Genomic DNA, 20129 nt, shown 5'->3' with positions numbered 1-20129 from the left:
TAGAATATAGAGTAAAAAATAAAAGCTCTACAAGATCTTTTTTTATAGATACTTATAGAGCTTAAAAAGTGAATTCTGTTTTAACTAGAAATTACTTATAAATTGAGATAAATATTATTCATCTTCTTCTATTATTTCACAAATACAACGGAAACCAGTCTTTAGCTCACTTTGCTGGTAGTAAGAAAGATTTCTATCTAGCATGGCGTTATAAGTTTTATCTTTTCCTATTTCCTTAATTTCAGTTATGGTTAATTGCTCGGTTTCATTTTGCATTCTTCTAAATAAACCAAAATCACCAGTGTACGCAAAAATTTGATTTTGATATTTAGTCAGTTTAAACTCACGTTCTAATTTATTCTGTGCAGCAATCATTTCCTTTTCGGTAGGTAATCTGTACTTTACTTTATATGGAAAACGAGCTCTTTTGCTCTCGTTTTTACTTTTAATTGCATACACAGCATTTGCTAGGTCAGTTCTCCACAGACAAAATAATTCTGCTTGTTCCTTATTAATATTTACTACAGGGTGCCATTGAAAAAAAGGACTACTAGAATAGTTACCAGTACTCAGTTTAGAAGTGATCATTTCCTGTGGGTTGCTGTGCGTTGCAGACATTAAAAGTCTCGTGTTACCAGTCCATGGTATAAAAACACTATCTGCATCTAGATTAAATCTAGGGTATGTTTTAAGTTCTTCATGCTTCTTCATAGACCAGTAGTTACTCAAGTTATCTAGAAACTCTTTGTACATGAGATTTGTTACAGGAACTCTGTCTATGTATAAATTTTCTGTAAGTTGTATCGTGCCAGGTGGAGTAGATGGGTCTGTTACTAAAGGATCATTAGTATCTACAGGTTGAAAAACACTGCAACTGGTGGTAATTATTAAAATACAGAGTGCTACAAATGAGTGCTTTGTAATTTTATTCATAATATTTAAGCTTGTTAAAAAATAATCATATTTAATGATCCAAAAATACTTATTTAATAAAGGGAATCTCCATTTTTGTACTAGATTTATATTTAACATCTAAATACACAACGATGAAATTTTTTATTGATACCGCAAACTTAGACCAAATAGCTGATGCTCAGGATATGGGAATCCTGGATGGAGTGACTACAAACCCTTCTCTTATGGCTAAAGAAGGAATAACTGGTCAAGAGAATATTATCAATCACTATAAAAAAATCTGTGAACTAGTTGATGGAGACGTCAGTGCAGAGGTTATTTCTACTGACTATGAAGGAATGGTAAAAGAAGGAGAGGCGCTTGCAGCTCTTAATGACCAGATAGTTGTAAAATTACCTATGATCAAAGATGGTGTAAAAGCATGTAAGTATTTTACAGATAAAGGTATTAAAACTAACATGACCTTAGTTTTTAGTTCGGGACAGGCGTTACTTGCTGCTAAGGCAGGTGCTACTTATGTATCTCCATTTATAGGTAGACTAGATGATATAAGTACTGACGGTCTTAACCTAATTGCCGAAATTAGAATGATCTACGATAACTATGGTTTTGATACAGAGATTCTTGCTGCCTCAGTAAGACATACTATGCATGTTATTGATTGTGCAAAATTAGGAGCAGACGTAATGACTGGACCTCTTTCTTCTATAGAAGGTTTATTAAAACACCCATTAACAGATATAGGTCTTGCAAAATTTCTAGAAGATTACAATAAAGGAAACGCTTAATCTTTATCTAGTTAAACATAAAAAAGGTGCTTAGTAATATTACTAAGCACCTTTTTTTTACGTTTTATGCAACTAGCTTATCTACTTAAATAACCTAATAAAGTAGTTTCTATTTTATAATGAAACAGGTTAATGTTAGGGTCTAGAATAGTAAGTCCTGGTGCTATAACCATACTTCTATTATCATTTCTCAAAGCGAGTTGCTTGCTTATGGACTGACTGTTTACCAGTTGGAATTCGGTTGCCATATTAAAACCAAATTGTTCTCTAGCATCTTTCCAGGCGTCGCTCTCAGGGTTATCTAGATTAATACCTATAAATTTAATCTCTGGATATTTATATCGCAACTCATTCACCTTTCTATGCACCCTTAAAGCATAAGATTCATTTTTATTAGACCAGTAAAAAAGAACAGATAAACCATTTATGTTAGAAGATAGTTGAGTGATATTCTTTTGGTCGTCATAAATCTTAAAATCAGGTAATTTATTTCCTGGATCTAGATTAATATAAGTTGCAGCTATTTTAGTAATTTGATTATTGAGTTGCTCGTCTTGTGATATTTCTAGAAACTCTGCAACCAGATCATTAATTTCTCCTGCATTTTTTCTACTTCTAATAAAGTTTCTAGTCTCGATACCTGCAAATAAACCTTTTAATTCTTCATTAGTAAAAAGGCTATCTATAACATGTAATTTCTCTTTACGGTATTCATAACCATGTCTATCTACAGCCTCACCAGACCCATGTTTACGAGCACAGTTATATAAAGCAACATTAGAAACTAATGAGGTTACATAAGGTCTATAAGCATAGTTGTTAAGTAATTTAGTGTCACATATTTCTAGATGCTGTCTGTAAGAATAAAAATTAGACGGTAATACATCACTCTTTAAAATATCACCTTTGCCATAATGTGTGAAGGCATATCGCTCTAGTGTAGACCAAGAGCTAAATCTGATAATCTTCTCTGTGTTCTCCACAAAGTTGGTTTGAAAACCATTTTTCTTTGCCGTTTTCTTTAATGATTTGATTCGCTTTGCAGTCAGCTCATCGATCATTTTTTTAAAGTCACTAGGCTCACGATGGTACTCGCTCATTAAATTTCTATTTGTTTTTTCAATTTCTAGAAATAAATTGATCAAATAGTTATTCTCCTTTGCAGCGGCACCAGTAAAAGCAAGAGACTCATCAAATGCTTTTGTGTTTAATCTTAACCTTAAGGTATCCCCATAACCTATATAAATAGATTGGTATTCAGAGGGGTGCGCAAAAGTGTATAATCCAGGCGTTATAGATTCATATTTCTTAAGAAATACACCTTTTTTATTTAGTTTAATCGTGTCTCTAACTCCAGAATAGTTTCTTAGAACAATAAAATCAGCCTTAGGGTTTATAATTTTTCCAGTTAATACAATAGAAGTCTCGCCACTATTTTCTTCTTCACAACTTATTAAAGCTGCTAGAGACACCGCCAGTAAAGCGATGTAAAGAATTTTATAGTTTCGCTTTCGCGAAAGCGAGATATAATCAATCATAAAGGCACTAAATAATAGAGATAGCCACAAAAAAAGACTTATTGATTTACATGTGGCGTTAATGCATTGTTAAAATGATGTCAAAGAGTTCTTTTTAAACTGAATAGAATGAGTATTTTTGCAAATTCAAAAATCAATCTATGTTAACTGTTTCTAATTTATCGGTTCAATTCGGTAAGCGTGTATTATTTGATGAAGTAAATGCAAAATTTGGCGGTAGTAACTGCTATGGTATCATTGGAGCAAATGGTGCTGGAAAATCTACTTTTCTAAAAATTCTTACAGGAAAAATGGAGCCTACTAGCGGTCATGTTAGTCTAGAGGCAGGAAAAAGAATGTCTGTTCTAGAACAAGATCACAACGCTCATGACGAAGATACCGTACTAGAAACAGTACTTAAAGGTAATAAGCCTCTTTATGATTTAAAGACTCAAATCGATGCTCTTTATGCCGATTATACTGACGAGAATGCCGAGAAAATAGGTGAGTTACAAGTTGCCTTTGAAGAAATGGATGGATGGAATGCAGACAGCTCTGCAGCATCTTTGCTTTCTAATTTAGGTATAGGTGAGGAGTATCATTATACCCTTATGGGAGATATGGATAACAAATTAAAGGTGCGTGTTCTTTTAACACAAGCGCTTTTTGGAACTCCAGACGTGTTAGTAATGGATGAGCCTACTAACGACCTGGATTATGAAACTATCTCATGGTTAGAGCATTTTCTTGCTAATTATGAAAATACGGTAATAGTAGTATCTCACGATAGGCACTTTCTGGATGCGGTATGTACGAATATAGCGGATATTGATTTCGGTAAAATTAACCAGTACTCTGGTAACTATACCTTCTGGTATGAGTCTTCTCAACTAGCAGCGAGACAGCGCCAGCAAGCAAATAAAAAGGCCGAAGAGAAGAAGAAAGAACTTCAAGAATTTATTGCTCGTTTTAGCGCAAACATGGCAAAGTCTAAACAAGCAACTTCTCGTAAGAAGATGATTGATAAACTAGATATATCTGAGATAAAACCATCTTCTAGACGTTATCCTGCAATTATTTTTGAAAGAGATCGCGAGGCAGGTGACCAAATCTTAAATGTTGAAAAACTAGCAGGATCTGTAGACGGTGAAGTACTTTTTAAAGATGTAGATATTAACCTGGCCAAAGGTGATAAAGTTGTTTTGTTTTCTAAGGACAGTCGTGCCACCTCTTTATTTTATGATATCATAAACGATCGCGCTACTGCAGACGCTGGTAAATTTGCTTGGGGTGTTACCACAGTGCAAAGTTATTTGCCAGTTGATAATTCTGAATTCTTTGATGTAGATCTAGATCTTGTAGACTGGTTAAGACAGTATGCACAAACTGAAGAAGAGAGAGAAGAAGTACACATAAGAGGTTTCTTAGGTAAGATGATTTTTTCTGGAGAAGAAGCTCTTAAGAGTGCACGTGTACTTTCTGGAGGTGAAAAAGTACGATGTATGTTATCTCGCATGATGATGAAAAGAGCAAACGTTCTTGTAGTAGATGAGCCTACTAACCACCTAGACCTAGAATCTATACAAGCTTTAAACAACAGTTTAAAAAACTTTAAAGGTACCGTGTTGCTTACTACGCATGATCATGAGTTTGCTCAGACTGTAGGTAATCGTGTGATAGAGTTAACGCCTAAAGGAGTTATAGATCGCTACACTACTTTTGAAGAGTATATGGACGATAAGAAAATTAAAGAATTGAGAGATAAGATGTATTCTTAGTCTTTATTTTATAAAGAAGAGTAAAAAAAATGCGGGCAAAGCCCGCATTTTTTTTGCTTAAGAGATAATTAAAAAGCATTTGTCATGAGATAAGAAGATCTAGAGCAACTTAATTGCACTGTCTTAATAACTAGGCATCATCTTTGTTCATTGTCTATCGAGTATTCGTTAAATTTGTAAAATACCAGAGGTTATGGGAATTATAGGTCGCAGAAAGAATAAGAAATACGATTATGAGCCACGTTACTATAAAAATAGTACCGGCGGTAAACCCTTTGAGATCAAACATAAGTTTGATGATCAACGTTCTACAGTACAAAATGTAGGGCTCAAGGGCAAATTCGGTAATGCGATACAAGATTTAAAACAAGGAGCAGATGTGCTGGTTAAGAGAAGACTCTTAATTATTATCTCGATTCTTGTTCTCATTTTTCTTTGGATTATTGACTTTGATTTATCCATCTTTAGATTCTAATTGACTTCATGTCAGACATTATAAAATTATTACCAGATCACGTTGCAAATCAAATCGCTGCCGGAGAAGTAGTACAACGACCTGCCAGTGTGGTAAAAGAGTTGCTAGAAAATGCTATAGACGCCGGAGCAACACAAATCCAGATGATCATAAAAGATGCTGGTAAAACATTAATACAAGTTATTGATAACGGTAAGGGTATGAGCATGACAGATGCTCGTATGGCTTTTGAACGTCATGCGACCTCAAAAATCTCTACTGCCGATGATCTTTTTAATCTCCATACCAAAGGTTTTAGAGGTGAGGCACTTGCCTCTGTTGCGGCTATTGCACAAATTTCTGTAAAATCTAAAAGAGAAGAAGATGATCTAGGTACGTTGTTAGAAATAGAAGGAAGTAAAATCACAAAGCAAGAGCCTGTGGTTACTTCTAAAGGTACAATGATAAGTGTACGTAATTTGTTTTATAACGTCCCAGCTAGAAGGAAATTCCTTAAATCTGACCAGGTAGAATTGCGCAATATTACAGACGAGTTCCATCGTGTGGCAATGGTGCATCCAGAAGTAGCAATAAGTTTCACCCATAATGATACTTCACTTTTTAATCTTGTTAAGAGTACCTACCGACAGCGTATAGTAGGTATTATGGGAGCAAAAACTAATGAAAAATTAGTTCCTGTAGAAGAAGAAACAGAATTGATGTCTATAAGAGGTTTTATAGGTAAACCAGAATTTGCTAGAAAAACTCGAGGACTTCAATACTTCTTTGTAAACAATAGATTTATAAAACATAATTATTTAAATCACGCGGTAGCAAGTGCTTTTGAAGGATTGTTAAAGGACAAATCAAATCCGTCGTACTTTCTTTATTTAACCGTACCGACTGATAGTGTTGATATAAATATCCACCCTACAAAAACGGAGGTGAAATTTGACGATGAGCATAGTCTATATGCAATCCTTAGAGCAAGTGTAAAGCATGCATTAGGTCAGTTTTCTGTGAATTCTATTGATTTTCAACAAGAGAAACAATATGAAGTGCCTTATGATGTGGCAAAAAATGGCTTTACACAAGCGCCTAAGATAGAGGTAGATCCTGATTTTAATCCGTTTCAACAAGATTCAAAACCAGAAAAATCATACCAGGCGCCTACGTTTCAAAAGCCACCGTCTCAACCATGGGAATCACTTTATGCAGGTATAGAAGAAACCACGCAGTTAATTGATGAAACGCATACAGAAGAGTCTACTTCTTCTATGTTTCAACAACATGAGGTAGAACAGCGCAATATTTTTCAATTACAACGCAAGTTTATAATCAGTACTTTAAAAAGTGGACTGTTAGTTATCAATCAGCAAAGAGCGCATGAGCGCATTCTTTATGAAAAACTATTGAGACAGCTTACCGTGCAAAATGGAGTGAGCCAGCAATTGCTTTTTCCTATCAAGATTAATTTACCTGTAGAAGAAGTAGCGATACTTATTGCTTTACAAGAAGAGCTAGAACACACTGGTTTTTTATTTAAAAGTCTAGAAAATAATGTGGTAGAGATAGAAGGTTTGCCACTAGAATTAAAAGAAAAAGATGTGCCTGGCGTTCTAGAAGCAGTTATTGCAAAAGAGCAACATGATTTACCAGAAAACACCTATTCTCCTGCAGACAGACTTGCACAAACCATGGCGACCAGCATGTCTATTAAAACAGGTGAGGTGTTGAACAGCGAGGCGATGGAGAATCTAGTGGATGAATTATTTGCATGTAAAGAACCTGAGATCACCTCTTCAGGAAAGAAAATATTTATAAATCTATCTGGCGATAGTCTTAATTCAAAATTTAACTAAAGATGTTTAATTTCAATTTATCACCTATGGTTAAGAATCTCCTCATTTTAAATGTGGTGATTTACCTTGGGTTTATGTTTATTCCTAATGCAGGGCCATTATTTAACACCTTTGCATTATGGCCTTTTCAAAACCCTAATTTTAGAATTTGGCAACCGCTTACTCATATGTTTATGCACAGTCAGTATGACTATACGCATATCTTGTACAATATGCTCGCACTTGTTTTTTTAGGTCCTGCAATTGAAAGATGGATGGATTCTAACCGTTTTCTTTTCTTTTATTTGGCTTGTGGTATCGGTGCTTTCCTTACAGTAGCTGCGGTTAATTATTATAACTTCACCTTTAATTATACTCATTTCATGGCGACAGATTACAATGTGCCTTCTGTAGGTGCAAGTGGTGCTATTTATGGTATTCTAGCAGCTTTTTTATGGTTGTACCCAAATGAAAAGTTGATTTTATTCCCAATTCCTATACCTATAAAAGTTAAATATTTGATAGGGTTCTATATGATCAAAGAATTACTTGCTACATTAGGCTTTATTGCACCATCTGCTAATGTGGCGCATCTAGCTCATATAGGTGGTGCTATCTTTGGTTTTATCATGATATGGTACTGGAAGAAAAACGATATGGATAAATATAGAATCTATTAAATATGAATGTTTGGGATCAGTTTAAAGCAAAATATGCCATTTTTGATATAAGTGGTAAGTTGATTACCGTTTTGTTTTTGAGCTCTATTATAGGGTGGATTTTATACTTTACTTATTCACCTGCTTATTTACAATTTGTTTTACCAAGTGGCTTTTTGCCTGCGTTATTGCAGCCGTGGAGCTGGATTACTTATGGTTTAATACATGATGATTTATGGCATTTTATAGGTAACGCTTTGGGTACCTATATAGCTGGTAGATACATTTTAAATATTTTTAAAGGAAGACAGTTTTTAACCTTATTTTTTTTAGGTGTTCTAGCTGGTGCGTTATCTTTTATACTAGCATCTGGTTTACTTCCTACTTTTTTTAGATCTCCTGGTTTAATAGGTGCAAGTGCTGGTGTTTTTGCATTGATTTTCTTTGCATGTGCTTATTTTCCAGAGTCAGAGTATCGATTGATATTTGTAAATATTAAGTTGAAATACTTTGCATATTTCTTTCTTGCAACTAATATAGTAATGGTTGCGTTACAAATAAATACAGGCGGTAGCCTTGCACATCTAGCTGGTGCTGCAGTAGGTTATTTTGCTGCTGTACGTATGAAAGAAGGAGATGATATTCTTGAGAGTTTTGCTAGAATAGGAGACTTTTTTACAAACCTTTTTAAGCCTAGCGTTAAGAAACCTAAGTCAGAGCGTAAAGCAAAAATGAAAACAGTTTATAAAGGGAAAACAGCATCTTCAAAAACAGCTAGTACAGTAAAATCTACAGATCAGAAAAAGGTAGATGCTATTCTTGATAAAATTTCGGCGAGTGGTTATGAGTCCTTATCAAAAGCAGAAAAAGATTACTTGTTTAAAGCAGGAAAAGACTAGTTTATTTCTTTTTAGTTGGATAGTTGGTTCCGCTTTCGCGAAAGCGGAATAATGAAATCACTTATTTATAATTTCATTTTTAGAGTAAGGCGATGGTAATTTTATTTTAAAGACCACGGCAAGTACACGTGTTAATATTACCGTCACTGCAGATGCTGTAAAAACAATATTGTTAGGTAAGTTGAACTTTAAAAGTATAAAGTATACCATACCACCTATAATACAAGCGGTAGCATAGATATTCTTCCTGAAAATAACGGGAATTTCATTAATCAAAATATCTCTGAGCACACCACCAAAACAAGCAGTAATACACCCTATAATAATACAGATTAATGGATGTAAACCAGCGGCCAGTCCCATTTCTAGACCTACTACTGTATATAGACCTATACCGATAGCGTCAAATAAAAAGAGAGTTTTACGCAGTTTTGCTAGTTGGGCCCTGAAGATAAAAGTGATGACCACACAAGCTAGTATGGTGTAGATCAAGTTCATGTTACGCATCCACGAGATGGGTTGCACTCCTATAAGAACATCTCTTAAAGTACCACCACCAGCGGCTGTGACAAAGGCTATGATGACTATCCCAAATGGATCTAGTTTTTTAGAAAAAGCTGCGAGTGCACCAGAAATGGCAAAGGCAATAATCCCTAGAAAATCAATAATTTCTATAAAATTCATCGTCCTTGAGTTAGGTAAGTATAGTCCTTGAGCACGGTGCGTATAAAAACTCCATCTCTTAAATCTGAATTGATGTTTAAGAGAGATTCTACTTTAATACGCAGTTCTCTAAGAGTCATATAATCACGACTTTCTCCAGCAAGGCGGTAAATATCTTTTATCTCATTAACATCTGCATCTGTTAATAGATAAGCATTTTGAAATTGAGTCTGATAATTAGGGTCTAGATCTTCTAGAATGGTATGCGATATTTTTGTGCTTTTCTTAGTGTTAATGACTATGGTTTTTGCAGCTAGATCACCTAAGCGTTGTTTTTTTTCTGAAAATAGAATAGAAACTACACCTACGGTACCAAAAAAGATTACAATATCTACTAATCTGAATATCCATCGCACTAAATAATCTGATAAACGAGCAGGTGATCCGTCTTCTCTTACCACTTTAATACCCATAATAAATTTACCTACCGTACGTCCATTAAAGATAAGATGCATTAATAGTGAGTAGCAAAAAATAGGAAGCATAGAAAGTTCTTGAATTCCTAATGTATTATTATCGTCAAATAATCCTACCGCTCTGTATATAGTAAGAGACATGGTAATCAGATAAATAGCAAATATAACTAAGTCTAATAAGAAGGCTAACATGCGTTTACCAACACCGGCAAATTCATATTCTATGTTTACATTTTGTGCTGTGTTAATTGCAGTATTTGACATACAGTTGTAAGTTTATATCTTTATAAAAAAATAGCCCATGCGTGAAGCTGCTTTTGTGAAGCAAAATAAGGAAAAATGGATAGCTTTTGAAAGAGCACTGGACGCTAATGTGAAAATTAATCCAGATCACCTATCTGATTTATATATTCATCTTACTAATGACCTGTCTTATGCACAGACTTATTATGAGAATTCTAATACATTAAAGTATTTAAACTCTCTTGCTAGTCAGGCACATCAAAAAATTTATGTCAATAAAAAGGAAAGTAAAAATAGTATAGTAGAATTCTTTAAAACCGACTTTCCATTATTTTTCTCGGGATATCAAAAAGAATTTCTTTATGCCATTCTTGCATTTTTTGTAGCGATATTTATAGGTACCATAAGCACTTTGTATGACGACAGCTTTGTTAGATTAATACTAGGTGATTATTATGTAAACATGACACTTGAAAATATAGCAAATGGTAATCCTACTGCTATATATCAGGATAGTGGACAAGGTGGTATGTTTCTAGGTATTACCATAAATAATATAAGAGTAGGTATGATGTGTTTTGCCTTCGGCTTACTTACCTCTATAGGCTCTTTATATATTATATTTAACAATGGTATTATGGTAGGAGCATTTTTTACCATGTTTTATAGAGAAGGTGTCACCATAGAAGCATGGCGTGTTATCATGTTACACGGTACGGTAGAGCTTTCTATAATAGTAGTATGTGGTGCTGCAGGAATTATATTAGGTAACGGTATTTTATTTCCTGGAACGTATCAACGTAAATATTCTTTTATAAAAAGTGCCAAAGCAGGTTTAAAAGTTATGGTGAGTACCATACCTTTATTTATACTTGCAGGTTTTATAGAAGGATTTATTACCAGGTATGCATTTATGCCAGCGCTATTAAACTGGATTATAGTACTAGGAAGTGCTGCATTAATTATATGGTATTATGGAATTTATCCTAGAATAGTAAAGAAGAGACATGAACAATTATATAGAGCCTAGATTACGTAGGGACTTTGGTGGTGTTATAACTGCCTATTTTGATTTTTTAAAAGGCGATCATAAAAATTTATTTAAGGTGTTTCTTACCTATAATTTTATTTTTATAATTATTCTATTTGTTACTAATTATATCGCAGATTCAGGACTATCTAGTGTTGTTGCACTTGCAAATGGTACCTATATGGACCAGGCTATGGATGGCTCTTTAGAAACCAGTTATATAGCCAGCGGTATAGGTATAGTAATTAATATTATAGTTATCTTATTAAACGCATCTCTAGCTGGTGTATATTTAAGACTCTATGAAAGAGATAGAGAAGGAAATCCTAATTATAAAGAGGTATTTCATTATGCCAAAAAGAAATTAGGAGGTATGTTCTTAATTGTTTTAATAGGTGGAATTGCTTTTATCCCAATATGGATTGTTATTGTTATTTGTGCTATTACGGTTGTCGGAATAATAGCAATACCACTTATTCTTATTGCTTATGCTACTTGGGTAGGATTGAGCATGTTTGCATTTGCTTATGATGAGCACATGGATGCCGTTGCTGCACTAGGTAAAGGTTGGGAAATGCTTTTTTCTAAATTCTGGAAAGCGGTAGGTGTTTCTTTTGTGACTTCTATTCTTATTTATTTAGCATCTACACTTTTTCAATTGTTACCTGTTTTAATAGTTGCCTTTTATGGTTATAACAGTGCCGAGGATAATGTGGAACTAGAAAGCAATATTTTTATCAAAGCGGTAGAGTTTTTCTTTTATGCTATAAATAGTATTCTTGGTTCGTTAACCTTTTTTCTTATCATGTTAGTCATGGGGTATTTATATTTTAACCTCCATGAGACGAAGTATAATGTGTTTTTAAAGAACCGTATTGCAAAATTAGGAGTTAGAGATGAGGAGTAAAACCTATCTATTACATATATGCTTTTGGATTCTTTTCTCTTATGTAGGAAATGCCCAGATACTAGAGAATGTGATTCAAGATATTGAAGAACAGCCTGTAGAGATAGTAGATACATTAAATAGAAAATACGACACTCGAGAATTAACGGTACGTAAGATCGATAAAGATCTTAAAGAAGAATATTCTGATGGCGAGTTTAATTATGAACGCACCACGACAACGAGTCAGAACTTATTTGCAAGATTCTTCAGTTGGATGATGGATGGATTACAAAGAGTTTTTGGTTTTCAACTATCACCATTAACCATAAAAATCCTTACCTTTCTATTTTATCTTATCATAGGTGCTGCGGTTATTTTTATGATAGTAAGATTAGTAGGTAATGAGAGCGCTTCAAAATTATTTGGTAAAACAGCAAAGAAATCGAGTAATGTAGAAATAGCAGATACTCATATTGAAGAAATAGATTTTGCTACACTAATAGAAAATAGCGAGCGAGAAGGTAGTTATAGAAACGCGATACGTTATCAATACCTATCACTTTTAAAAAGCCTGAGTGCAAAAAAGTTAATCGATTGGGATTTTCAAAAAACCAATTCTGATTACCAACACGAACTTAAAAATCCAGAAACTAGAGAAAACTTCAAAAAAGTATCTTATCTGTATGATCACGTGTGGTATGGAGAGTTTCCTATTGACGAAGACACCTACAAACAAGCAGTAACCGAGTTCCAATCACTCAAAAATAGAGCTGCCTAATGGATAAGAAATCAAAAATATACCTCTATATCATATTCGGTGTTGTAGCTATTTTATTATTCTTAGAATTAATAACGCCGCAACCCTTAAGTTGGGAAGAGAGTTACACCAGTGGGGATAAAATACCCTTTGGTGCTTACATACTTTATGATCAACTAGACGATTTATTTGAAGATGATGTAGAAAGCATTAAAATAGATCCTGTCTCTTTTTTAAAAGAGCATGAAGACGTAGAAAATGCTAATTATATCTTTATCAATAATTACTTAGGTTTTGATAGAACAGAGCTGAGATATTTAATGGAATTTGCAGAGCGTGGTAATAAAGTTTTTATTTCTACAGAAAGTGTTACCGGTGCATTAGGAGACTCTCTTAAAGTAGATTCTAATCGTTTTTATAGCTATTATGAGCAGGATACGGTAAGGGTGCGTTTAAATAATCCCGTATTTGAAAACCGCAGCTATATTTATCAAAAAGGGAGCAGTTACCGTCATTTTACAAGTTATGATACCACGAGAACAACGGTTCTAGGAGAGGTTTTACCTTTTGAACCGGTAAAGGGATATCTTAAAAATATCCTGGGAGAAGACTTTGGTGATCAGGCAGATTCTACTAAAACTATTATCGAAAAAGCCATTGAAAAATCTAAATCTAGACAGGTACCGCAGGCTAATTTTATAGAACTTAAAGTAGGTGATGGTGCTATCTATTACCACCTTAATCCTATAGCATTCACTAATTATTACATGCTAGAAGAAGGTAAAAAGCAGTATGTTACTGAGATGTTTTCTTACCTTAATGATGGACCAGTTTACTTTGATGATTATGGAAAGTCTGGTAGGAGAGTTGTAGCATCTCCTATGCGATTTATACTCACTAATGGCGCTTTAAAATGGGCGTGGTATATTACACTAGGGACTATTTTATTATATTTTATATTTAAAGCAAAAAGAGAACAGCGTGCTATACCAGTCGTTAAACCACTTGCAAACAGTACAGTAGAATTTACTAAAACCATAGGTAATTTATATTATCAAAGTGGTGATGTTTCTGGTATTATTAACAAGAAAATCAATTTTTTCTTAGAAAAATTAAGAACTAAATACTTTGTAAACACACAACAACTGGATGATGTTTTTATAAAACGACTAGCAGTAAAAGCAGGTGTTTCACAGGACCAGACTCAAGAAATTATAGAATACATAAATCACTTGCGCAGTAAACCAGTGCACAGTGAGCATGAATTAAAACAACTCAATAAAAGGATAGACGCCTTTTTTAAAGATTAAGAAATGGAAGATACTAATAACCACTCACAGATTCCTCAAGATAATAACCCTAGCCAGCAACCACAGCAGCCTGCGCAAGAGCAATATGTTCATAAGGGTGAAGAAGTTAATGATGGTAACGCTTTCGCGAAAGCGGAACAACCACCATCTATTCCAGATCCACAAGAGCCTCAAATAGAAGATCCAGCAACGTCATTACAATTTAAAAACAGACTGGACTTAAATCATCTAAGTGCGGCGGTTTATAAAATCAAAACAGAATTGCGCAAAGTAATCGTGGGACAAGAAGAAATGATCGATTTATTAATCGTGTCTATTCTTGCAAACGGTCATTCTTTAATAGAAGGTGTGCCTGGTGTTGCAAAAACGGTAACAGCAAAGTTGCTTGCAAAAACCATGCAAGTAGAATTCTCGCGTATACAATTTACGCCAGATTTAATGCCATCAGATATTTTAGGAACTTCAGTTTTTTCTATGAAAAACAATGAGTTTGAATTTAAACCTGGTCCTATTTTTTCTAACATTATATTAATTGATGAGATTAACAGAGCACCTGCAAAAACACAAGCGGCATTATTTGAAGCAATGGCAGAGCGTCAGGTGACTATAGATGGTAAAGAATACCAGCTCAACGCACCGTTTCTAGTATTTGCAACACAAAACCCTGTAGAACAAGAAGGTACTTATAGACTGCCAGAAGCACAATTAGACCGTTTCTTATTTAAGATTAATGTAGGTTATCCTAATCTAGAAGAAGAAATACAGATTTTAACTGACCATCACGCACGTAAAAATGTAAATGCAGAATCTTCTGTAAATGGTATACTGTCTGCAAGCGAAATTGAAAAGTATCAAAAAACAGTAAAGGAGATCGTCATAGAAGATAACCTTATAAAGTACATCGCAAAGATTATTTTAGACACGCGCAATAACCCTAATTTATATCTAGGAGCATCACCTCGTGCATCTATTGCGATTATGAATGGTTCTAAAGCATATGCAGCAATCATGGGACGTGATTTTGTAACGCCAGATGATATTAAGTATATCGCTACTGCGGTAATGCGTCATAGAATTATATTAACCCCAGAGAGAGAAATGGAAGGCTTAACAGCAGATAGAGCTGTAGCACAAATATTAGAAAACATAGAGATCCCTAGATAGTGAAGAAATTTTTTAAAAGCCTCTATTTGCAAAAACGCTTCTTTATAGCACTAGGTATTCTAGTGGTGCTATTTGTGTTTGCGTTCTTTTTTGAACGATTGATAGATTACCTTAAAATAGGTTTATTTGTAATAGTAGGGTTGCTTTTAATAGATATCTTATTACTATATAGAACCAAAGATGCTATAAAAGCAAGCCGTGTTTTACCAGATAAGTTATCTAATGGAGATAAGAATCCTGTAGAGATTTTAATAACAAATCAATACAACTCTAAGGTATTTCTTAATATTATTGACGAGTTACCTGTTCAATTTCAAGAGCGTGATTTTAGAATCATAGATGAGGTAGATGCAGGCATGTCTAAGACGTTTTCTTATACCGTGCGTCCTACAGAAAGAGGTGAGTATCATTATGGTGGTTTACAGGTATTTGTAGGTAGTCCATTAGGTCTAGCACAGCGCAAATTTTCTTTTAATCAAGATGCTATGGTGCCTAATTATCCATCATTCTTGCAGTTGCGCAAGTATGAATTAATGGCATTTACTAACAAGCTTAAAGACTTTGGACTTAAAAAAATAAGAAGAATAGGGCATACCATGGAATTTGAACAAATTAAAGATTATGTTCAAGGAGACGATGTGCGCAATATCAACTGGAAGGCTAGTGCAAAACGCAACCAGTTAATGATCAATCAATTTCAGGATGAAAAGTCACAGCCGGTTTATTCTGTTATAGATAAAGGTCGTGTCATGAAAATGCCTTTTGAAGAATTAAAATTAGTCGATTATGCAATTAATGCTACGCTAGTTATTTCAAATATTGCCTTAAAAAAAGGCGATAAGGCTGGTATGTTTAGTTATTCAGATAAATTATCTAATCAGGTAATGGCGCAAAAAAGAGCCTCTCAAATGAATCTAATTCTAGAGACGCTGTACAATCTAGATACCGATTTTAAGGAAAGTGATTTTGGTAGACTCTACATAGATATCAAACGTACGATAACGCAACGTAGTTTATTGCTTTTATATACTAATTTTGAAACTATGGATGCGTTGCACAGGCAGCTTCCATACTTGCAGGCTATCGCAAAGAATCATTTATTAGTGGTTATATTTTTTGATAATACAGAATTAAAAGAGTTGGTTAAAAAGCCTGCTACCACCACACATGAGATTTATCAACAAACCATTGCCGAGAAGTTTATCTATGAAAAGCGTTTAATCGTTAATGAGCTTAATAAATATGGTATTCAAACCATACTTACCGAACCTCAAAACCTGACGGTAAATACCATAAATAAATACCTAGAGATTAAAGCTCGTGGACTTTTATAAAATTTAGTAAGCTGTAAGTTAATAAAAACGACTAATTATCTCTTAGATGTGTCTAAAGTATTATTGGCATTGATCAAGAAATGTTGGAGCATAAAAAAATGCTTAAATCTTATAACTAGATTTAGCATTCTTATATTTTTTAAAAGTACAGTTTATTAATGCGTTTGTAAATTAGAGCGCAGTAACATTATTTGTTGTTTTATCTTCAAGGCTATTTGATTTAACTTATCACTATAAGCTCTATCATTTACACCAGCCTCAAAAGCTTGCTTCATTAAACAGCTGTATCGTTTTTCTAACCTACGCAGCTCCTTTATCTTGCTTTCATAAGATTTGATATCTTTTTCCATTTCATAATTTTCTAGTGTACAAAATTAAGAGAGTCTCCAATTATTTTATTCTAGTAAATTGTTAAGTTTCAGATGACTTAGGTTAAAGTAATATTAAAGAAGTTAGTTGCTTTTTTATAACACAGATTGGTTTTTAAAGAGCATTGATACGTAGTTGTCTTTAAAAACAAAAAGCTATGAATGTAAACATCCATAGCTTTTACCCCTTAAATATGTCCATATGGACATTTATAAGACTCTTAAAACGCAAATAGGTTGCGTGAAAAAATGATTAATTAATCCTGTAAAGCAAAAACTTTTACTAATAGGTCTGTGCTTCTTGAACTTACGTTCTCACGTATTTGTATTTCTTCCTGAGCAATTACCTTAAAAACACCTTCTAGTGCTTTTTGAGTAACATAATCTGTTAGATCTGGGTTAACACTATTAGTAAAAGGAATCGTGTTATATTTAGTAATAGCATTGCTCCATAAATCTGTAGCACCTACTTTACCTAGACTATTTTGAATAACTGGAGAGAACTTAGTATAAAGTTCTTCTTGTGTTCTACCTTCTAGATATGCAGTGGCAGCTCTTTGGTCACCTAAAAGAATATCTTTTGCATCATTAAAAGTAATGTCCTTAACAGCGTTTACAAAAATAGGTAAAGCCTCTTTTGTAGCATCTTCGGCAGCGCGGTTTAATAATTTAAGACCTTCGTCTGCAACACTGCTTAGACCTATTTTTCTAAGACCATCATCTACTTTTTGAAGTTCTTCAGGTAATAAAATCTTAACTAGATCATTTTTATAAAAACCATCAGTACCCATTAATTTTGATACCTCTTTATCTATACCTTGATCTAGAGCCTGTCTTAGTCCGTTACCTATGTCAGCTTGTGACAGTACGCTACCAGTACCTTGTGGTAAGTTATTTACGATTTCTTGTAAGCTACCACAGCTACTTAATGTGATCATGGCAACTAGAATAAAGGCAATTTTTTTCATGAGTTTAATTTTGTTCAAAGATATATTAAAACTATGACTGCAAGAATTAACAATAGTTTGATCATGGTATATAATTTGATAAATTAAATGAACTAAACCAATCTTATGAAACATTTTTTAACGCTGCTAGTCGCCTCGTTTCTTTTAACGAGTTGTTACACTACACAAAGTCTAGCCAATAGAGTAGAATCAGAACCTGTAGTTCTTACTAAAACCATGCTAACCGGATTATATGAAAATAAAATCCCAGATGATCAGGAAAATAGTCTGTGGAATGACCTCTGCCTACATTTTCCTAAAAAGTCACATGATGTACTAGAAGGTAATCAAGTCTATATAGAGTACAGAGAAGATAAAACCATCACGGCAGAGCTTTATCAATACGGCAGACTCATCGATACGATGACTTTAAAAGGCACACCCAAAGACAATTATTTTACTATAAGAAGAGGTAGTTCTTTTTTTACCATTCTATTAATTACTAATAAAGTAAGTAAGAAAACTATATTAGGAAATGATGCCAATGCAGATTTAATTCTTGCTCAAGGATATTCCAGTAACACCATGTTGCTAGAAGATCAAATAGGTGATAAAGATGGTACAGTTACCGCAACCTACATGAGGCTAGGCGACACGCGACCTGCCAAAACCTCTTTTCAATAAAACTATAAACTAAAAAAGCAGGAATCATCTACCTGAGATATTCCTGCTTTTTTAATTTCTAAGAAAGTGTTTTACTTATCTATAGAACCCATTACTTTTTGTGCAAAAGCATTTGCAGCTTCCACACCACTCATGCCTTGAGCAACATTGTTATGTACTTCAAGAGCACCACATATGTTTGTGATTAATTCTCCTACCACATCCATTTCTTCTTCAGTAACAGATCTGTGTTCAGAAAAACTTTCTAATACTTCTAGAGTAGCTTCTAGCGCCTCTGGAGTAGTATTTTTTTGCAGGTGTCTAATTACTGGTAACTTCATTTACTAAGTCTTTAAGGTTCTCAAATTTATTAGTCTGTACCTGGTTTACAAAAGTCCCATTTTTAAAAGTAGCAAACGTAGGTAAGTTATCTACCGTAGCCATTTTACGAGATTCAGGAAACTTTTCAGCATCAGCTAGAATGAAGACAGTATTTTCATTCTCACCAGCTAGTTTTTTAAACTTCGGTTTCATCACACGGCAGTTACCGCACCATGACGCCATATATTGTACTACTACAGTATCATTTCCAGCAACGATTTCCTGTAAATTATCTTGATCTAATGTTTGCATAATAATTTTTTTAAAAGAATGGAAAAAGTAGATCAAAGTCTACTTTCTCCATTGATAAGTGACTTCTAATTAGTTTTTAGAAAGGTACTCAGCAGTAGCGTTACGGTTTGCACCCATAGCATCTTTACCTTCTTCCCAGTTTGCAGGACATACCTCACCATTTTTCTGTACGTGAGTATATGCGTCTATCATTCTTAAGAATTCGTTTACATTTCTACCTACAGGCATGTGGTTAACACCTTCATGAAATACAGTACCTTCTTCATCGATAAGGTAAGTAGCTCTATAAGTAACATTATCACCTACAAGAACGCTATCATCGATCTCTTCGTTGTATTCTACCTCTACATCTAGAATATCTAGAGTACCAGAAAGATTACGGTTAGAATCTGCAAGAATGTCATAAGTAACACCTTCTATACCACCATTATCCTTAGGAGTGTTTAACCATGCAAAATGCACCTCTGGAGTATCACAAGAAGCACCTATTACGATAGTGTTTCTTTTTTCAAATTCACCTAGCGCTTCTTGAAAAGCGTGTAATTCTGTTGGACATACAAATGTGAAATCCTTTGGGTACCAAAATAAAAGTACTTTCTTACCTTTATTTTTAGCCTCTTCAAATACATTTAATTTGAATGTATCTCCCATTTCATTCATTGCATCCACATCTAGATTTGGAAATTGTTTGCCTACTATAGCCATGATTTAATATTTAAAAATTAGTCTGTTTTTTCAAGGTGCAAATGTAGTGTCCGCTTTCGCGAAAGCGGAATAATTTCCATCTCATTAATAAATATA

General features: G+C 34.0%; 22 protein-coding genes. 13 read left to right on the top strand and 9 right to left on the bottom strand.

Annotated features, from left to right (window positions below):
• Positions 1–114: 114 nt before the first annotated feature.
• Positions 115–933, bottom strand: coding sequence for an SUMF1/EgtB/PvdO family nonheme iron enzyme (locus ACJJVJ_RS05870; protein ID WP_405369503.1), 819 nt, complete (start codon positions 931–933; stop codon positions 115–117).
• A gap of 113 nt (positions 934–1046) precedes the next feature.
• On the opposite strand from ACJJVJ_RS05870, the gene fsa reads away from it, so the two are divergent.
• Positions 1047–1703 (top strand): fructose-6-phosphate aldolase, encoded by a 657-nt coding sequence (gene fsa / locus ACJJVJ_RS05865; RefSeq protein WP_104515457.1) that lies wholly within the window; start codon positions 1047–1049, stop codon positions 1701–1703.
• Between the two features lie 77 nt (positions 1704–1780).
• Here the strand turns inward: fsa and ACJJVJ_RS05860 are convergent, their stop codons facing one another.
• The gene (locus tag ACJJVJ_RS05860; RefSeq protein ID WP_405369502.1) at positions 1781–3241 is read right to left on the bottom strand and encodes a redoxin domain-containing protein; all 1461 of its coding nucleotides are present in this window, start codon (positions 3239–3241) and stop codon (positions 1781–1783) included.
• Positions 3242–3381: 140 nt separating this feature from the next.
• Between ACJJVJ_RS05860 and ACJJVJ_RS05855 the strand changes: the two genes are divergently transcribed.
• The 5 genes from ACJJVJ_RS05855 (at position 3382) to ACJJVJ_RS05835 (ending at position 8851) form a co-directional block, all read left to right on the top strand.
• Positions 3382–4998, top strand: a complete 1617-nt coding sequence (locus ACJJVJ_RS05855; RefSeq protein ID WP_104515455.1) for an ABC-F family ATP-binding cassette domain-containing protein — start codon at positions 3382–3384, stop codon at positions 4996–4998.
• A 193-nt stretch (positions 4999–5191) separates the two neighbouring features.
• Positions 5192–5473, top strand: coding sequence for a riboflavin synthase subunit beta (locus ACJJVJ_RS05850; RefSeq protein ID WP_104515454.1), 282 nt, complete (start codon positions 5192–5194; stop codon positions 5471–5473).
• An 8-nt stretch (positions 5474–5481) separates the two neighbouring features.
• Positions 5482–7314 (top strand): DNA mismatch repair endonuclease MutL, encoded by a 1833-nt coding sequence (gene mutL, locus ACJJVJ_RS05845; protein WP_405369501.1) that lies wholly within the window; start codon positions 5482–5484, stop codon positions 7312–7314.
• Positions 7315–7340: 26 nt separating this feature from the next.
• Positions 7341–7973, top strand: coding sequence for a rhomboid family intramembrane serine protease (locus ACJJVJ_RS05840; protein WP_405369500.1), 633 nt, complete (start codon positions 7341–7343; stop codon positions 7971–7973).
• 2 nt (positions 7974–7975) lie between these two features.
• Positions 7976–8851, top strand: a complete 876-nt coding sequence (locus tag ACJJVJ_RS05835) for a rhomboid family intramembrane serine protease (protein WP_405369499.1) — start codon at positions 7976–7978, stop codon at positions 8849–8851.
• Positions 8852–8908: 57 nt separating this feature from the next.
• On the opposite strand, the gene ACJJVJ_RS05830 is transcribed toward ACJJVJ_RS05835, so the two are convergent.
• Both ACJJVJ_RS05830 and ACJJVJ_RS05825 read right to left on the bottom strand, forming a co-directional pair.
• Positions 8909–9535, bottom strand: coding sequence for a trimeric intracellular cation channel family protein (locus ACJJVJ_RS05830; RefSeq protein ID WP_104515450.1), 627 nt, complete (start codon positions 9533–9535; stop codon positions 8909–8911).
• Complete coding sequence (locus ACJJVJ_RS05825; protein ID WP_104515449.1) at positions 9532–10254, bottom strand: RDD family protein; 723 nt, start codon at positions 10252–10254, stop codon at positions 9532–9534. Before ACJJVJ_RS05825 ends, ACJJVJ_RS05830 begins: the two co-directional genes overlap by 4 nt.
• 37 nt (positions 10255–10291) lie before the next feature.
• Between ACJJVJ_RS05825 and ACJJVJ_RS05820 the strand changes: the two genes are divergently transcribed.
• The 6 genes from ACJJVJ_RS05820 to ACJJVJ_RS05795 are packed head-to-tail and all read left to right on the top strand — an operon-like array spanning position 10292 to position 16717.
• Positions 10292–11263 carry a stage II sporulation protein M gene (locus ACJJVJ_RS05820; protein ID WP_104515448.1) on the top strand — a complete coding sequence of 324 codons (972 nt, stop codon included), beginning with the start codon at positions 10292–10294 and terminating at the stop codon, positions 11261–11263.
• The gene (locus ACJJVJ_RS05815; RefSeq protein WP_405369498.1) at positions 11241–12170 is read left to right on the top strand and encodes a hypothetical protein; all 930 of its coding nucleotides are present in this window, start codon (positions 11241–11243) and stop codon (positions 12168–12170) included. The genes ACJJVJ_RS05820 and ACJJVJ_RS05815 overlap by 23 nt, the downstream gene beginning before the upstream one ends.
• Positions 12160–12930: a DUF4129 domain-containing protein gene (locus ACJJVJ_RS05810; protein ID WP_405369497.1), complete on the top strand. Its 771-nt coding sequence runs from the start codon at positions 12160–12162 to the stop codon at positions 12928–12930. Before ACJJVJ_RS05815 ends, ACJJVJ_RS05810 begins: the two co-directional genes overlap by 11 nt.
• Positions 12930–14219 carry a DUF4350 domain-containing protein gene (locus tag ACJJVJ_RS05805; RefSeq protein WP_405369496.1) on the top strand — a complete coding sequence of 430 codons (1290 nt, stop codon included), beginning with the start codon at positions 12930–12932 and terminating at the stop codon, positions 14217–14219. The genes ACJJVJ_RS05810 and ACJJVJ_RS05805 overlap by 1 nt, the downstream gene beginning before the upstream one ends.
• Before the next feature lie 3 nt (positions 14220–14222).
• On the top strand, positions 14223–15383 hold the full coding sequence (locus tag ACJJVJ_RS05800) for an AAA family ATPase (protein WP_405369495.1): 1161 nt from the start codon (positions 14223–14225) through the stop codon (positions 15381–15383).
• Between the two features lie 26 nt (positions 15384–15409).
• On the top strand, positions 15410–16717 hold the full coding sequence (locus tag ACJJVJ_RS05795) for a DUF58 domain-containing protein (RefSeq protein WP_405369494.1): 1308 nt from the start codon (positions 15410–15412) through the stop codon (positions 16715–16717).
• Positions 16718–16872: 155 nt separating this feature from the next.
• On the opposite strand, the gene ACJJVJ_RS05790 is transcribed toward ACJJVJ_RS05795, so the two are convergent.
• Positions 16873–17067, bottom strand: a complete 195-nt coding sequence (locus tag ACJJVJ_RS05790; protein ID WP_104515443.1) for a Lacal_2735 family protein — start codon at positions 17065–17067, stop codon at positions 16873–16875.
• Positions 17068–17342: 275 nt separating this feature from the next.
• Positions 17343–18053: a DUF4197 domain-containing protein gene (locus ACJJVJ_RS05785; protein ID WP_104515442.1), complete on the bottom strand. Its 711-nt coding sequence runs from the start codon at positions 18051–18053 to the stop codon at positions 17343–17345.
• A gap of 105 nt (positions 18054–18158) precedes the next feature.
• Here ACJJVJ_RS05785 and ACJJVJ_RS05780 point away from each other — a divergent pair, with 105 nt between their 5' ends.
• Positions 18159–18716, top strand: a complete 558-nt coding sequence (locus ACJJVJ_RS05780; protein ID WP_405369493.1) for a hypothetical protein — start codon at positions 18159–18161, stop codon at positions 18714–18716.
• A gap of 71 nt (positions 18717–18787) precedes the next feature.
• On the opposite strand, the gene ACJJVJ_RS05775 is transcribed toward ACJJVJ_RS05780, so the two are convergent.
• The 3 genes from ACJJVJ_RS05775 to ACJJVJ_RS05765 form a co-directional block, all read right to left on the bottom strand.
• The gene (locus tag ACJJVJ_RS05775) at positions 18788–19036 is read right to left on the bottom strand and encodes a DUF6952 family protein (protein WP_104515441.1); all 249 of its coding nucleotides are present in this window, start codon (positions 19034–19036) and stop codon (positions 18788–18790) included.
• Positions 19017–19328, bottom strand: coding sequence for a co-chaperone YbbN (locus ACJJVJ_RS05770; RefSeq protein ID WP_394340830.1), 312 nt, complete (start codon positions 19326–19328; stop codon positions 19017–19019). The genes ACJJVJ_RS05775 and ACJJVJ_RS05770 overlap by 20 nt, the downstream gene beginning before the upstream one ends.
• A 69-nt stretch (positions 19329–19397) precedes the next feature.
• Complete coding sequence (locus ACJJVJ_RS05765) at positions 19398–20033, bottom strand: peroxiredoxin (protein ID WP_104515440.1); 636 nt, start codon at positions 20031–20033, stop codon at positions 19398–19400.
• Between the last annotated feature and the right edge of the window lie 96 nt (positions 20034–20129).

Source organism: Nonlabens sp. Asnod2-A12 (assembly GCF_045063745.1).
GTDB classification, from domain to species: domain Bacteria; phylum Bacteroidota; class Bacteroidia; order Flavobacteriales; family Flavobacteriaceae; genus Nonlabens; species Nonlabens xylanidelens.
Note: the sequence above shows the minus strand (reverse complement) of the source record. Positions and strands in the feature narration are given on the sequence as shown.

Coding starts and splice junctions, on each gene's coding strand:
- ACJJVJ_RS05870 (WP_405369503.1), bottom strand. CDS start 933: ATGAATAAAATTACAAAGCACTCATTTGTAGCACTCTGTATTTTAATA.
- fsa (WP_104515457.1), top strand. CDS start 1,047: ATGAAATTTTTTATTGATACCGCAAACTTAGACCAAATAGCTGATGCT.
- ACJJVJ_RS05860 (WP_405369502.1), bottom strand. CDS start 3,241: ATGATTGATTATATCTCGCTTTCGCGAAAGCGAAACTATAAAATTCTT.
- ACJJVJ_RS05855 (WP_104515455.1), top strand. CDS start 3,382: ATGTTAACTGTTTCTAATTTATCGGTTCAATTCGGTAAGCGTGTATTA.
- ACJJVJ_RS05850 (WP_104515454.1), top strand. CDS start 5,192: ATGGGAATTATAGGTCGCAGAAAGAATAAGAAATACGATTATGAGCCA.
- mutL (WP_405369501.1), top strand. CDS start 5,482: ATGTCAGACATTATAAAATTATTACCAGATCACGTTGCAAATCAAATC.
- ACJJVJ_RS05840 (WP_405369500.1), top strand. CDS start 7,341: ATGGTTAAGAATCTCCTCATTTTAAATGTGGTGATTTACCTTGGGTTT.
- ACJJVJ_RS05835 (WP_405369499.1), top strand. CDS start 7,976: ATGAATGTTTGGGATCAGTTTAAAGCAAAATATGCCATTTTTGATATA.
- ACJJVJ_RS05830 (WP_104515450.1), bottom strand. CDS start 9,535: ATGAATTTTATAGAAATTATTGATTTTCTAGGGATTATTGCCTTTGCC.
- ACJJVJ_RS05825 (WP_104515449.1), bottom strand. CDS start 10,254: ATGTCAAATACTGCAATTAACACAGCACAAAATGTAAACATAGAATAT.
- ACJJVJ_RS05820 (WP_104515448.1), top strand. CDS start 10,292: ATGCGTGAAGCTGCTTTTGTGAAGCAAAATAAGGAAAAATGGATAGCT.
- ACJJVJ_RS05815 (WP_405369498.1), top strand. CDS start 11,241: ATGAACAATTATATAGAGCCTAGATTACGTAGGGACTTTGGTGGTGTT.
- ACJJVJ_RS05810 (WP_405369497.1), top strand. CDS start 12,160: ATGAGGAGTAAAACCTATCTATTACATATATGCTTTTGGATTCTTTTC.
- ACJJVJ_RS05805 (WP_405369496.1), top strand. CDS start 12,930: ATGGATAAGAAATCAAAAATATACCTCTATATCATATTCGGTGTTGTA.
- ACJJVJ_RS05800 (WP_405369495.1), top strand. CDS start 14,223: ATGGAAGATACTAATAACCACTCACAGATTCCTCAAGATAATAACCCT.
- ACJJVJ_RS05790 (WP_104515443.1), bottom strand. CDS start 17,067: ATGGAAAAAGATATCAAATCTTATGAAAGCAAGATAAAGGAGCTGCGT.
- ACJJVJ_RS05785 (WP_104515442.1), bottom strand. CDS start 18,053: ATGAAAAAAATTGCCTTTATTCTAGTTGCCATGATCACATTAAGTAGC.
- ACJJVJ_RS05780 (WP_405369493.1), top strand. CDS start 18,159: ATGAAACATTTTTTAACGCTGCTAGTCGCCTCGTTTCTTTTAACGAGT.
- ACJJVJ_RS05775 (WP_104515441.1), bottom strand. CDS start 19,036: ATGAAGTTACCAGTAATTAGACACCTGCAAAAAAATACTACTCCAGAG.
- ACJJVJ_RS05770 (WP_394340830.1), bottom strand. CDS start 19,328: ATGCAAACATTAGATCAAGATAATTTACAGGAAATCGTTGCTGGAAAT.
- ACJJVJ_RS05765 (WP_104515440.1), bottom strand. CDS start 20,033: ATGGCTATAGTAGGCAAACAATTTCCAAATCTAGATGTGGATGCAATG.